Here is a 13,313-nt window from a genome sequence, read left to right on the forward strand (position 1 = left end):
TAATTACATTTTTAAAATAATTTTATTAACGGTTGCAAATGACGAGACAAGGTATTTTTTATGGCTTTGTAAATTTTCACAGATATAGCGAGTTCGGCGTTTTTCTATCATTTTAAACTGAAAGCCATTGCTTAATTGAAAAATGCTACCAGGGTTTAAATCTTTAACATAAATAATAGGCGTTGGATGATCAATTTTATTGATAGCTTCAATTATTAAAGCATCGCGTTTTTTTGAATAAATAAAGGGTTTTAAGAATTGCTTAATTATAGTATCAGTTATTTGAGGATGAAATAATTGGTTTTCGATAGCTTGATTTAAAAGGTTGAAAAATGTTTGTTGCCATTCAATACCATGAGGTTTATTTTTGTGTTTGTATTGTTTAACAACAAGTAGGTGAGCATATTCATGTAAGAAAACATAAAGAAATTTTGAAGGAGAAAGGTTGTTATTCAATGAAATAATATAAATATGTTTAGACTTATCATCTTTCATGTAGCCCAGTTTGGTGTGTCTAGGTGGTTCTATTTTTACCTTTAAATTAGGAATAGCTTTTACTAAGTTATCAATGTATTCTACAACTTTTTCGTTTTTTACAAATGGGAATAAAGGGTGTTTTACGTTCATGATAGAGTATTTAAAAAAAACATGTAAATTTACACAGAATTTTAAATCTATGTTGTTGCTTTTCCATATAGGGCGTTACTTTTTATTGTTAAAAAAGGTGTTTTCAAGACCAGAACGTGGAAGAGTATATATGCAGCAAATTTTGAACGAATTATTAACAGTAGGTTTCAATTCGTTAGGAATTGTAGTTATAATTTCTGTATTTATGGGGGCTGTAATTACGCTACAAACGGCTTATAATCTCGAAAATCCACTAATTCCTCTTTATCTTATAGGCTTAGGTACTCGCGATAGTATGATTTTAGAATTTTCGTCCACGGTGGTGGGGTTAGTGTTAGCTGGTAAGGTTGGTTCAAATATAGCGTCAGAAATAGGTACCATGAGGGTAACGGAACAAATAGATGCACTTGAAATTATGGGCATCAATTCGGCAAGTTATTTGATTTTACCCAAAATTATAGCGGCTGTAATATTTAATCCTTTTTTAACCATTATTAGTATTTTTGTGGGCATTTTTGGAGGATGGGCGGCTGGTGTGCTTTCGGGTGTTGTTAGTTCGGCAGTTTTTATACAAGGTATACAATATGCGTTTGTGCCTTTTTATGTTGTATATGCTTTAATAAAAACGGTTGTATTTGCTTTTATTATAGTATCGGTATCGGCTTATGAGGGTTATTATTGTAGTGGTGGCGCTTTAGAGGTGGGGCGGGCGAGTACTAAGGCTGTTGTATATAGTAGTTTAGTTATTTTGTTGTTTAATGTAATTTTAACCCAATTATTGTTGGCTCACTAATGATAGAAGTGCTTAATATATCGAAGTCGTTTGCCGATAAAAAGGTTTTAAATAATATAAACATAACATTTGAAGCAGGTAAGACCAATTTGATTATAGGTTATAGCGGTTCTGGTAAAACAGTCTTAATGAAATCGTTGGTAGGTTTAATTGAGATAGATGAAGGAAATATTTTATACGATGGTAGAAATTTTACGCAAATGTCGTTTATGGAACGTAAAGAAGTGCGTAAAGAATTTGGTATGGTATTTCAGGGAGGGGCTTTATTTGATTCGCTCTCGATACTCGAAAATGTAATGTTTCCTTTGAATATGTTTTCGACTATGTCGAAAAGCGAAAAACTCGATCGTGCCAATTTTTGTTTAAAACGTGTAAATTTAGAAAATGTTAATCATTTATATCCAGCAGAAATAAGTGGTGGTATGAAAAAACGAGTTGCCATTGCACGTGCTATAGCTTTAAATCCCAAATATCTTTTTTGCGATGAACCTAATTCAGGATTAGACCCTGTAACCTCAATTGTTATAGATAACTTAATAAAAGAAATTACACAAGAGTACCAGATTACAACGATTGTCAATACGCACGATATGAATTCGGTGATGGAAATTGGCGATAAAATTGTTTTTCTCTACAAGGGCGATAAGCTTTGGGAAGGAACCAAACACGAAGTAATGGAGACCGATTGTAAAGAATTAAACGACTTTATTTTTGCATCAGAACTAACACGATTAATAAAGAAAAATAAGGGATAAGTGGCGTTGCTTTATTCGTCAATAGAATCTATTTCAATTAGAACATCGTCTTTCATAACAGATTGTCCACGTTGAACATAAATTTTACGAACAATGCCATTTACGGGTAAGGCATATTCGTTTTGCATTTTCATCGATTCGATGTTAATAACAGGTTCATTCGCATTTATTAAATCGCCTTCAGAAACATAAATATCTATAACTTTACCAGGAATGGGAGCCCTAAGTACATTTTGTATTTTAGCACTTTCTTCTGTTGAAAGCAATTTACGACGTAAATAACTTGAAATAGATTCGATGCTAAATTTATATTCTACTCCGTTTACTAATATAGTATATTTGTTTTGTTCTTTAGATTTTACAATGCAAGTGTATCGTTTATTATTCCATTTAAAACAATAGCTACTGATGCATCCGTTAATTATTGTAATTGGTAATTCGACATTATTAATAATGGGATTAGATTCTACTGGAAGGTAAATATTAAATTTTTTTCCGGTTTCGCTTATTGCTATAAATAAGCGAGTTGCATCGCGTTTATAAATATATTGTGTTGCCATAGTTTATTTATTGATACGTTTATTTAATACCCAAATACTTAAGTCATCGTTGGTATAACTGGGAGTATTGGAAGCTAATTTTAAATAATCGAGTGCATAAACAATAGAAGCTGTAAGGGCGCCAATAATTTCTTCTTCGTCATCATAAAGTATATCGGGTTTATAATTTTCTTCTATCCATTTAGTGGTATAATTTCCTAAAATAAAATCGTTATGTTGAAGCACTTTTTTATAAAATGGGATTGTTGTTTTAATGCCAATAATTTGTGTATAATTTAGTGCTTTTAACATTTTTTCGATAGCTAAAGCTCTATCGGTATCGTGAACAATAATTTTAGCGAGCATAGAGTCAAAATTGGTATTCACTACAGACCCTTGTTCAATTCCTGTTTCGATTCGTATTGTATCGGATGTAGGAAAATAAACCGATTCGATAAAACCGCTTTCGGGAGCGAACCGATTTTGAGCGTCTTCGGCATTTACACGGCATTCTATTGCCCATCCGTTAAGTTTAATATCCTCTTGTTTTATAGTAAGAGGCTCATCCATAGCAATTTTAAGTTGCCATTCAATTAAATCGATACCGGTAATTAGTTCGGTAATGGGATGTTCTACTTGAATACGGGTATTCATTTCCATAAAATAATAATCGCCGTTACCGTCTAAAAGGAACTCAATAGTACCAGCTGAATAATATCCAATGGTTTTTGCGAATTGTACGGCTAATTGACCCATTTTTTCACGTTTTTCGGGTGTTAATGCTGGCGAAGGAGCTTCTTCTATCATTTTTTGATGTTTGCGTTGCAACGAACATTCGCGTTCGCCTAAGTGTATTATATTTCCATACTTATCTCCTAAGATTTGAAATTCGATATGTTTAGGTTGACTAATGTATTTTTCGATAAATAGATCGCCATTTCCAAAAGCTGTTATGGCTTCTTTTTGAGCTGAATTAAAATTTCGTTCGAGTGCTTCGGGCTTTTCTACAATTCGCATACCTCTACCGCCACCGCCAGCCGATGCTTTTAATAATATTGGATATCCAATTTTTTCGGCAATGATTTGAGCTTGTTCAATTGAATTTACTACGCCCTCGCTTCCTTGAATTAGAGGTAATCCGGCTTTTTGTGCAAATTCTTTTGCAATAGTTTTTAATCCCATATTGCGAATAAGTTCGGGCGAGGGTCCAATAAAAACCATCTGATGATCGATACAGGCTTGTGCAAAATCGGGGTTTTCTGACAAAAAGCCATATCCGGGATGAATATAACCAATCTGATGCTCTTGTGCTAGTTCGATTATTTTGGGAATATTAAGAAAGATACTGGTTTCGTTATGGGCATCGTTTGCAGTAATAATTTCATCGGCAAATTTGAGGTAATAGGCATCAGTATCTTTATCACTTTGAAAAACAATACACGTAAAACCTAATTTTTTTGCTGTTCGAATAATTCGAATAGCAATTTCGCCTCTATTGGCTATTAAGAGTCGTTTTTCCATACAAAACAATTTTAAAGTGGGATATTACCGTGTTTTCTAGAAAGTGGAGCATATTGTTTATTGTTTAGAATTTCGAAGGCTGTAATTAAAATACGGCGTGTTTCTGAGGGCATAATCACTTCGTCAATAAGACCCAATTCTTCGGCTTTGAAGGGATTACTGATTTCGTTTTTATATTTTTCGATTAATAATTTTTCGAGCTCTTCTTTATTATCGGCAGCATTTAATTCTTTACGGTTAATGATTTTAATGGCTCCTTTGGCTCCCATAACGGCTATTTCGGCCGATGGCCAAGCGAAATTAAAATCGCCGCCTGTATTTTTGCTACTCATTACTATATAGGCACCACCATACGATTTTCTGAGTATAACTGTAACTTTAGGTACCGTTGCATCGCAAAATGCGTATAATAGTTTAGCTCCATGTTTTATAATACCTTCATATTCTTGATCGATACCGGGCAAAAAACCGGGCACATCTTCTAAAATTAGTAATGGAATGTTGAAAGCGTCGCAAAAACGCACAAAACGCGCCGCTTTAAAGCTTGCTTTGATATCGAGTGTGCCTGCTAGTACTTTAGGCTGATTAGCAATAATGCCAATGGTTTTGCCATTGAGGCGACCGAAGCCCACTACTATATTTTCGGCATATTTTTCGTGTACTTCAAAAAAACTATCGGTATCGAGCAATATTTCAATTATTTCTTTTACATCGTATGGTTTATTAGAGTCGTCTGGGATGATACTATTTAGGTATTCTTGCTTTTTTTCGTTGAAATGAATTTCTTTGCTTATGGGTAGTGGGTCGAAATTGTTAGACGGAAGGTAAGACATAAGTTTACGCACTCCGAGTAAGGCGTGTTCTTCGTCTTCGTAAACAAAATGTGCAACTCCGCTTTTAGTTGAGTGTATATGAGCACCTCCTAAGTTATCCATCGTTACATCTTCGTTGAGTACTTCTTTTATAACATCGGGTCCTGTAAGAAACATGTACGATGTTTTATTGGTCATGAAGATAAAATCGGTGAGGGCGGGTGAATAAACGGCTCCACCGGCAGCGGGTCCCATAATGACACTGATTTGTGGTATAATGCCGGAAGAGCGAACGTTATTTCGAAAAATTTGGGCATAAGCGGAGAGGCTTTTTACTCCTTCTTGAATGCGAGCACCTGCCGAGTCAATAAGTCCTATTATTGGAGATCCTAATTTAAAAGCCATTTCTTGAATACGAGCTATTTTCATTCCATGGGCGTAGCCTAATGAGCCTCCCATGGTAGTAAAATCTTGAGCAAAAGCAAAGACACTTCTGCCCTGTATAAGACCACGTCCAACTACTACACCATCGCCATAAGTTGAAGTATTTTGACTCCCACTTTCGGCAGCTGGTTCGATAAAAGCGCCTATTTCGAAAAATGTTCCTTCGTCGAATAAAATATTTAATCGTTCACGGGCAGTAAGTTTACCTTTAATATGTTGTTTTTGTATAGCATTTTCTTCGTTTTGCTTTAATATTTGCTTGCGTTTAGAAAAAATTTCTTTATGACTCATGTTGGGGGTAATTTTGTCGAAGCCCAAAGATATAAAAATATTTTTTAAAAAAGATATAATATGTCAGGCTTAACCTAATTGTTATGTTTAGAAGGATATTTTTAATTTACAACCATTTTTGTTCTTTGTACCAGTCGATAGATTCTTTTACACCTTTATCTAAATCATATTCTGCTTTAAAATTAAAATCGCGCTGCAACGGTTCTACTTCGCATTTCCAATTAAGACTCGAAAGAATATTATATTTATCTTTGTTTAGTACAGGTGTACGTCCAAATAAACCAAAAATAAATTCTAAAATAATTGAAATGAATTTTACAAGAAATAATGGAACTCTTAATTTAATTGTTTTTTTATGGAGGTGTTTTTTTACAATAGCAGCATATTCTTCTGAAAGGTAAACATTATTGTCGGCAATAAAATAAGCTCGATGTTTAAAGGGTGATTCTAAGGCATCAAAAACTAATCGGGCTAAATCTTTAACATAAATAAATGTGAGGTGTTGTGACTTAAAGCCAATATAAGGTTCGAATCCACGATTAATGGTTTTTAGATAAACAAAATAATCGGTTTCGCGAGGTCCGTAAACACCGGTAGGTCTAAAAACAATCCACGGAAGTTCGTTTTTTGAACGAATAAATTCTTCGGCTTTTAGTTTACTGCGTCCATATTCGGTATTGGGTTGTGGGGTGTCGCTAAGTTTTACAGGTTCAAGGGTTTTATTGTTGCCAGGTCCAAATGCGGCTAAACTGCTTATTTGTATATATTTTTCGGGTATATGCTTACTTTCAAGTAATGCTTCAACAAAATTACGTGTACATTCGTAGTTTACTTTCATGAATTCGTCGAGGCGTTTCACCTTTGTTACACCTGCATTGTGTATAATGTAATCTATTGCACCGTTTTTTTGTATATACTGGTTGAGTTGTTGTTTTATTTGTTCTTTATCAAATAAGTTGAAGTATATAAAATCTATTTCGGGCTGTTGTAAATATTTTTTGCTGCTCGAAGTTCTTATTCCTGCAATAGGTTTATAACCTCTTTTAATAGCTTCTTCGACTAAAAAGCTACCCACAAAGCCACTTGCGCCGGTAATGAGTACTTTTTTCATTTTTATTTAGTAATTTCTTTAATCCAGCAACGGCGTGTCATATGCTGGCGATGCTCAAAATTTTTCCAAATGGTGAGTGCTTTGGTGTTTTCTTCTAATTGAGGTCCGCTTACAGCCAATTTAAAGCCTGCATCGATATAGGCTTGTGTCATATAATAGTAATAAAGAGCAACAACGCCTTTGCCTTGATATTCGGGCAATACACCATTTATGTACATGTCAATAATTTCGTGTTGTTTAAAAGCTTTAATTAAATGCCACCATCCAAATGGGAAGAGACGTCCATTACTTTTTTGTAAGGCTCGTGTTAGCGATGGGGCTGAAACACCAAAACCAATTACATTATCTTTATCGTCAATAACCATTTTTACAAAACGTTTGTCGATAAAATTAAAATATTGATCGACATATGATTTTATTTGTCGGTCGGTGAGTGGAACAAAACCATATAAATTTTTAAAAGCTTCGTTTAAAGTATAAAAAAGTTTATAGGCATATTTGAGTAAATCTTTTTTAGAATGGACTTCGAGTAATTTAAACCCATAACGTTCTTCGACCATTTTAGCCATTTTTTCCATTTTTTCAGGAATTTGTTTTGGGATTGTAAATTCATTTTGAAGCCAATCGACATCTTTGCGAAATCCTAATTTTTCCATGTGAGTAACGTAATAGGGGTAGTTGTAAATAGAAAAAACATTTGAAAGTTCATCAAAACCTTTGATAAGCATGCCTTCGTTGTCCATATCGGTAAACCCTAGTGGACCGTGAATTTCGTGTAATCCAAGTTCTTTACCCCAATTTTCGACTGCTTGTATGAGTGCCGATGAGACTTCAATATCGTCAATAAAATCAATCCATCCAAAACGAATTCTTTTTTCATTCCAGATTTCGTTCGATTTTTTATGAACGATGGCTGCAATACGTCCAACAATTTTTTTATCTTTGTATGCTAGAAAGTATCTTGCGTCGCAATAGTCGAACGAAGGACTTCCCCATTTAAGTGTTTCCATTTCGCCCATTCTAAGGGGTGGGCACCAATATGGATTGCCTTTATAAAGATTGTATTGAAAGTTTATAAATTTTTTAAGTTCGCGTTTTGTTTTTACTTCGTGAATTGTAACTGCCATAATTAAATTTTATAATATTGCTTATACCATTGAATAAAAGCTCGAATACCGTGTATAATATCAGTTTGCGGTTTAAATTTAATTAAATCCCATAAATGACTTGTATCGGCGTGTGTACTAATTACGTCGCCTGGTTGAAGTGGAAGAAAATGCATGGTAGCTTTTTTACCAAGTTCTTGTTCTATTGCTTCTACAAAATCCATAAGTTTTACTGGGCTACCATTTCCAATATTTAATAAACGATAGGGTGCTGGAGTTGCCATGTGTCTATTGGTTAAAGGTGGAATTTTTATTAACTGTATTATTGCAAATACAATATCATCGATAAAAGTAAAATCGCGATACATTTCTCCATGGTTGTAAACATCAATAGGTTTATTGGCTAAAATATTTTGGGTAAATTTAAAAAGTGCCATATCGGGACGTCCCCAAGGACCATATACGGTAAAAAAACGTAATCCGGTTGTGGGAATTTGAAATAAATAAGAATAAGTATGTGCCATTAATTCATTACTCTTTTTAGTAGCAGCATAAAGACTAATAGGATAATCGACATGATCTTCGATGGTAAAAGGTGTTTTTTTATTAAGTCCATAAACACTGCTACTACTGGCATATAAAAGATGTTGAACCGGATAATTTCTACAAGCTTCGAGTATATTTAAAAAACCAACAATATTGGAATCGATATATGCATAAGGCTGTTCAAAACTATATCTTACTCCTGCTTGTGCTGCAAGATTAATAACAATATCGGGTTTAAATTGATGAAAACAATGAAATATTTGGTCTTTATCGTGCAAATTGGTTTTTACAAATTGCAATTGTTGCCATTTTTGACTATTACACCATTTATTGGGTTGAATAATTTGGGTGGGTATTCCTAAAGTTTGAAGTCGAGCATATTTTAGATTTACATCGTAATAATCGTTAATGTTGTCGATACCCAGTACTTCAAATCCATTATTTAAAATGGCTTGAGTCAAATGAAAACCGATGAAACCGGCTGTTCCGGTTATAAGGACTCTCATTTGTGGGGTGCGTTAGAGTTTTTTCTTAACTTCAACTTCGTTGAAACATTCAATAATATCACCAACTTTTATGTCGTTGAATTTGTCGATACTTAAACCGCATTCTAAACCGGCTGTAACTTCGCGTGCGTCGTCTTTAAAGCGTTTAAGTGAGCTTAATTCGCCGGTATATGCAACAATACCATCGCGTATTACTCTAACCTTAGAAGATCGAACTATTTTTCCTTCGTGTACAAGACATCCGGCTACAGTACCAACTTTACCAATTTTGAAAGTTTCTTTTACTTCGGCTGAGCCAAGAATTTCTTCTTTTATAACAGGTGAAAGCATACCTTCGATAGCCAATTTTATTTCTTCGATGGCATCATAAATAATGGAGTATAAGCGGATTTCGATTTGTTCTTGTTCGGCAAGCTTTCGAGCATTGGCAGAAGGTCGAACTTGGAAGCCTATAATAATTGCTTCAGAAGCGGTAGCGAGCATAACATCGGATTCAGAAATTTGTCCTACTCCTTTATGTATAACATTTACTTGTATTTCGTCGTTGCTTAGTTTAATTAACGAATCGCTTAATGCTTCGATAGAGCCATCAACGTCGCCTTTAATAATAATATTGAGTTCTTTGAAATTGCCCACTTGTAAACGACGTCCAATTTCTTCGAGTGTAATATGTTTTTGTGTGCGTAATCCTTGTTCACGAATAATTTGGGCTCGTTTATTAGCAATGTCGCGTGCTTCTTGTTCGGAGGTTAATACATTGAATTTATCGCCAGCTTGAGGGGCACCATTTAATCCGAGTATTTGAACTGGCATAGAGGGACCTGCTTCGTTTAATTTTTGATTACGTTCGTTAAACATGGCTTTAACACGGCCGTAGTATGTTCCCGCAAGTACAATATCGCCAATGTGCAATGTTCCAGTTTTTACTAACATATTGGCTACATAACCTTTTCCTTTATCGAGCGATGATTCGATAATAACGCCCGATGCGCGGCGTTTGGGGTTGGCTTTTAAGTCGAGTAAATCGGCTTCGAGTAAAACTTTTTCGAGTAATAGGTTTACATTTAGTCCTTGTTTTGCAGAAATTTCTTGCGATTGGTATTTGCCGCCCCATTCTTCAACTAATAGGTTCATATTAGCTAATTGTTCGCGAATGCGGTCGGGGTTTGCTTCGGGTTTATCAATTTTATTGATAGCAAAAATCATGGGTACGCCAGCGGCTTGGGCATGGTTTATAGCTTCTTTTGTTTGAGGTTTAATACCGTCGTCGGCAGCAATAACGATGATAGCAATATCGGTAACTTGAGCACCACGTGCACGCATAGCTGTAAATGCTTCGTGACCGGGAGTATCGAGGAATGTAATTTGGCGACCATTTTCGAGGGTAACGCTATAAGCACCAATATGTTGTGTTATACCACCCGCCTCGCCCGCTACTACATTGGTATTTCGAATATAGTCGAGTAACTTAGTTTTACCGTGGTCAACATGTCCCATAACCGTAACAATGGGTGGACGTGTTACTAAATCTTCTTCTTTGTCTTCTTGGTCGTCTTGATAATCGGTTTGAACATCGACCGTAATAAATTCTGTTTTAAATCCAAATTCGTCGGCAATTATTGTAATAGTATCGGCATCGAGACGTTGATTGATGGATACAAATAATCCAAGACTCATACAGGTTGAAATTACTTCGTTTACAGGAACGTCCATGAGCGAAGCTAATTCGTTAACCGATACAAATTCTGTAATTTTTAAGATGTTTTTTTCTTTTTCTTGTTGTTCGAGTTCTTCTTGTAAGCGTTGGTTAATGGCATCGCGTTTTTCGCGACGGTATTTAGAGGATTGTGATTTACTTTTATTTTGCATAGACGAGATAGTGAACTTTACGGAGCGTTCTACTTCTTCTTCGTCTATTTCATAACGATGTTTTTTCTTTTTGTCTTTTTTGAATTCTTTTTTAGGATTTCGTTCGTTTTCTTTTTTGGATGGAATAGCGGTTAATGGTTCATTGGGGGCTATTTTAGAAATGTTGATGCGTTTACGCTTACGTTTTTTATCTTCTTTTTCTTTCTCTTTTTCGTTTGCAGTTGAAAAAACGGGTTTAGCAGTTTTGTTATCTTTTGTTTTATCAGTAGGTTTTGTTGTTGGTTTACGGTCGAATTGTGATAAGTCTATGGTGCCTTGAATTTTGGGACCATCTAATTTTTTAACCTCGGTACGGTATATTTCTTCGTTTTCTTCAATTTTAGGTTCTTCTGTTATTTCAGTATTTTGGTTGATAGGAGTTTGTTCTAATATTTCTTCAGGTTTCTTTTCTTCTTCTTCTTGAGAAGTATTAGAGGTTGGTTCAACGGTATTTAATTCTTTATTAGTTTTTTTAGATTTCTTTTTGCTTTTATCTTCGAGTTCTATTTTTGTTAAAACTTTGGGTCCTTCTATTTTAGGAATTTCAGTAGAAATAAGTTCGGGTTCATTTTTGGGGGTAATGGTTGTATTTTCTTGTGTTTGAGGTTCATCTTTAGGTTCTATTTTAACCTCTTTTTTTTCTTCTTTTTTGAGTTCTGGTTGGGGTTCGGGTGTAGGTTCTTCTTTTTTCTTAGGTTTTAGATTTTCAAGTTCAATTTTGCCTGTGATTTTAGGACCTTGAATAATGGGTTTTATGTCAAAAATTTCTTCTTCCTCTTCTTTGGTTTGTTCTTTATTTTTTGATGCATTCACATCATCAAGGGTTACAACTCGTTTATCGGCATTATTGATATTAATAGATTCAGATTTCTTTTTAAGGTTGCTATCAGAGCTAAATTCTTTTAGCAACTCTTGATACATTTCGCTTGTTATTTTAGCGTTAGGATCTTTTTCGATATCAAATTTTTTCTTTTTTAGGAATTCGACAATGGTTTCTATCCCAACGTTTAATTCTTTTGCTACTTTGTTTAGTCGTAATAATTTAGCTTCTGTCATAGCGATGTTTTGTTTATATGATAATTTTGTAAAAGTATTAAATATTAAGATTCGAATTCTTCTTTTATAACACTGATTACATGTTTAATTGTTTCTTCTTCGAGATCGGTTAGTCGTACAAGTTCTTCAGGAGTGTATTTGAGTACACTTTTAGCGGTATCGCAACCAATTTTGTTGAGTTCTTCGATTACCCATTCGTCGATTTCATCGGTAAATTCAGAAAGATCAATATCTTCTTCTTCTCCTTCAACAAGGTTACGGAATACATCTATTTCATATCCCGTTAGTTGGCTTGCTAGTTTAATATTGAAGCCACCTTTACCAATAGCTAAAGATACTTGATCGGGATCGAGATATACTTCGGCTCTTTTTTTGCCATCTTTTTCGATGAGTTTTATTTCAGAAACTTTAGCCGGGCTTAATGCTCGTTGAATATACAATGCTGTGTTGTTGGTGTAGTTTATAACATCGATGTTTTCATTTCGAAGTTCTCTAACAATGCCATGAATTCTTGATCCTTTAACACCTACACAAGCTCCCACGGGGTCAATGCGTTCGTCGTACGATTCTACAGCAACCTTGGCACGTTCGCCAGGGATACGAACAATTTTTTTTATGGTAATAAGTCCATCGTATATTTCGGGAACTTCTTGTTCAAATAATCGTTCAAGAAATACTGGCGAAGTACGAGAAACGATAATAAATGGAGTATTGTTTTTCATTTCAACTTTAATTAGTACAGCTCGAACAACGTCGCCTTTGCGATAAAAATCGGTTGGTATTTGTTCGCTACGTGGGAGAATAAGTTCATTGCCTTCGTCGTCAATAAGTAAAATTTCTTTTTTCCATACCTGATAAACTTCGCCGGTAACGATTTCGCCAATTTTTTCTTTGTATTTATTAAAAACATTACTTTTTTCGTATTCGAGAACTTTCGATTGTAAGTTCTGGCGCATAGCCAGTATAGTTCTGCGATTAAGTTTGTTAATATCCACTGCTTCCGTCACTTCTTCGCCAATTTCGTAATCTTCGTCAATTTTACGAGCTTCTGATAAAGGGATTTGAGTAACTGGATCGGTATATTCATCGTCAGCAACAACTAATCGATTATGCCAAATTTCGAAGTCATTTTTATCTGGATTTATGATAATATCAAAATTTTCGAATGTTCCGTATTCGCGTTTAAGAGCATTTTGAAGTACCTCTTCTAAAATTTTCATTAGGGTAGGACGGTCAATGTTTTTTTGTTCTTTGAATTCTGCAAAAAACTCCATTAAATTCAAATTCTTCATAGCTTT

Annotated in this window: 11 protein-coding genes; 2 read left to right on the forward strand and 9 right to left on the reverse strand. The window is 34.6% G+C overall.

What is annotated here, in order from left to right:
• Positions 1 to 3: 3 nt before the first annotated feature.
• Complete coding sequence (locus HPY79_03890; GenBank protein ID NSW44950.1) at positions 4 to 627, reverse strand: SprT-like domain-containing protein; 624 nt, start codon at positions 625 to 627, stop codon at positions 4 to 6.
• 49 nt (positions 628 to 676) lie between these two features.
• Here HPY79_03890 and HPY79_03895 point away from each other — a divergent pair, with 49 nt between their 5' ends.
• Positions 677 to 1,420, forward strand: a complete 744-nt coding sequence (locus tag HPY79_03895) for an ABC transporter permease (protein NSW44951.1) — start codon at positions 677 to 679, stop codon at positions 1,418 to 1,420.
• Positions 1,420 to 2,175, forward strand: a complete 756-nt coding sequence (locus tag HPY79_03900) for an ATP-binding cassette domain-containing protein (GenBank protein ID NSW44952.1) — start codon at positions 1,420 to 1,422, stop codon at positions 2,173 to 2,175. The genes HPY79_03895 and HPY79_03900 overlap by 1 nt, the downstream gene beginning before the upstream one ends.
• Positions 2,176 to 2,186: 11 nt before the next feature.
• On the opposite strand, the gene HPY79_03905 is transcribed toward HPY79_03900, so the two are convergent.
• The 8 genes from HPY79_03905 to nusA form a co-directional block, all read right to left on the reverse strand.
• On the reverse strand, positions 2,187 to 2,735 hold the full coding sequence (locus HPY79_03905) for an acetyl-CoA carboxylase biotin carboxyl carrier protein subunit (GenBank protein ID NSW44953.1): 549 nt from the start codon (positions 2,733 to 2,735) through the stop codon (positions 2,187 to 2,189).
• 3 nt (positions 2,736 to 2,738) lie between these two features.
• Entirely contained in the window at positions 2,739 to 4,235 is a 1,497-nt protein-coding gene (locus HPY79_03910) for an acetyl-CoA carboxylase biotin carboxylase subunit (GenBank protein ID NSW44954.1), read from the reverse strand.
• Positions 4,236 to 4,246: 11 nt separating this feature from the next.
• Positions 4,247 to 5,782: an acyl-CoA carboxylase subunit beta gene (locus tag HPY79_03915; GenBank protein NSW44955.1), complete on the reverse strand. Its 1,536-nt coding sequence runs from the start codon at positions 5,780 to 5,782 to the stop codon at positions 4,247 to 4,249.
• Positions 5,783 to 5,888: 106 nt separating this feature from the next.
• On the reverse strand, positions 5,889 to 6,893 hold the full coding sequence (locus HPY79_03920; GenBank protein NSW44956.1) for an NAD(P)-dependent oxidoreductase: 1,005 nt from the start codon (positions 6,891 to 6,893) through the stop codon (positions 5,889 to 5,891).
• A 2-nt stretch (positions 6,894 to 6,895) separates the two neighbouring features.
• Positions 6,896 to 8,020 (reverse strand): hypothetical protein, encoded by a 1,125-nt coding sequence (locus HPY79_03925; protein NSW44957.1) that lies wholly within the window; start codon positions 8,018 to 8,020, stop codon positions 6,896 to 6,898.
• A gap of 2 nt (positions 8,021 to 8,022) precedes the next feature.
• The gene (locus HPY79_03930) at positions 8,023 to 9,051 is read right to left on the reverse strand and encodes an NAD-dependent epimerase/dehydratase family protein (GenBank protein NSW44958.1); all 1,029 of its coding nucleotides are present in this window, start codon (positions 9,049 to 9,051) and stop codon (positions 8,023 to 8,025) included.
• A 12-nt stretch (positions 9,052 to 9,063) separates the two neighbouring features.
• The gene (infB, locus tag HPY79_03935; protein ID NSW44959.1) at positions 9,064 to 12,015 is read right to left on the reverse strand and encodes a translation initiation factor IF-2; all 2,952 of its coding nucleotides are present in this window, start codon (positions 12,013 to 12,015) and stop codon (positions 9,064 to 9,066) included.
• 44 nt (positions 12,016 to 12,059) lie between these two features.
• Complete coding sequence (nusA, locus tag HPY79_03940; protein ID NSW44960.1) at positions 12,060 to 13,307, reverse strand: transcription termination/antitermination protein NusA; 1,248 nt, start codon at positions 13,305 to 13,307, stop codon at positions 12,060 to 12,062.
• Positions 13,308 to 13,313 lie beyond the last annotated feature (6 nt).

It is taken from the genome of Bacteroidales bacterium (assembly GCA_013314715.1).
Lineage (GTDB): Bacteria > Bacteroidota > Bacteroidia > Bacteroidales > GWA2-32-17 > Ch61.

What these genes read in the sequence shown, in the direction of transcription:
- HPY79_03925 (NSW44957.1), bottom strand. Translation starts at nt 8,020, where the DNA reads ATGGCAGTTACAATTCACGAAGTAAAAACAAAACGCGAACTTAAAAAA.
- nusA (NSW44960.1), bottom strand. Translation starts at nt 13,307, where the DNA reads ATGAAGAATTTGAATTTAATGGAGTTTTTTGCAGAATTCAAAGAACAA.
- HPY79_03930 (NSW44958.1), bottom strand. Translation starts at nt 9,051, where the DNA reads ATGAGAGTCCTTATAACCGGAACAGCCGGTTTCATCGGTTTTCATTTG.
- HPY79_03905 (NSW44953.1), bottom strand. Translation starts at nt 2,735, where the DNA reads ATGGCAACACAATATATTTATAAACGCGATGCAACTCGCTTATTTATA.
- HPY79_03915 (NSW44955.1), bottom strand. Translation starts at nt 5,782, where the DNA reads ATGAGTCATAAAGAAATTTTTTCTAAACGCAAGCAAATATTAAAGCAA.
- HPY79_03900 (NSW44952.1), top strand. Translation starts at nt 1,420, where the DNA reads ATGATAGAAGTGCTTAATATATCGAAGTCGTTTGCCGATAAAAAGGTT.
- HPY79_03890 (NSW44950.1), bottom strand. Translation starts at nt 627, where the DNA reads ATGAACGTAAAACACCCTTTATTCCCATTTGTAAAAAACGAAAAAGTT.
- infB (NSW44959.1), bottom strand. Translation starts at nt 12,015, where the DNA reads ATGACAGAAGCTAAATTATTACGACTAAACAAAGTAGCAAAAGAATTA.
- HPY79_03895 (NSW44951.1), top strand. Translation starts at nt 677, where the DNA reads ATGTTGTTGCTTTTCCATATAGGGCGTTACTTTTTATTGTTAAAAAAG.
- HPY79_03910 (NSW44954.1), bottom strand. Translation starts at nt 4,235, where the DNA reads ATGGAAAAACGACTCTTAATAGCCAATAGAGGCGAAATTGCTATTCGA.
- HPY79_03920 (NSW44956.1), bottom strand. Translation starts at nt 6,893, where the DNA reads ATGAAAAAAGTACTCATTACCGGCGCAAGTGGCTTTGTGGGTAGCTTT.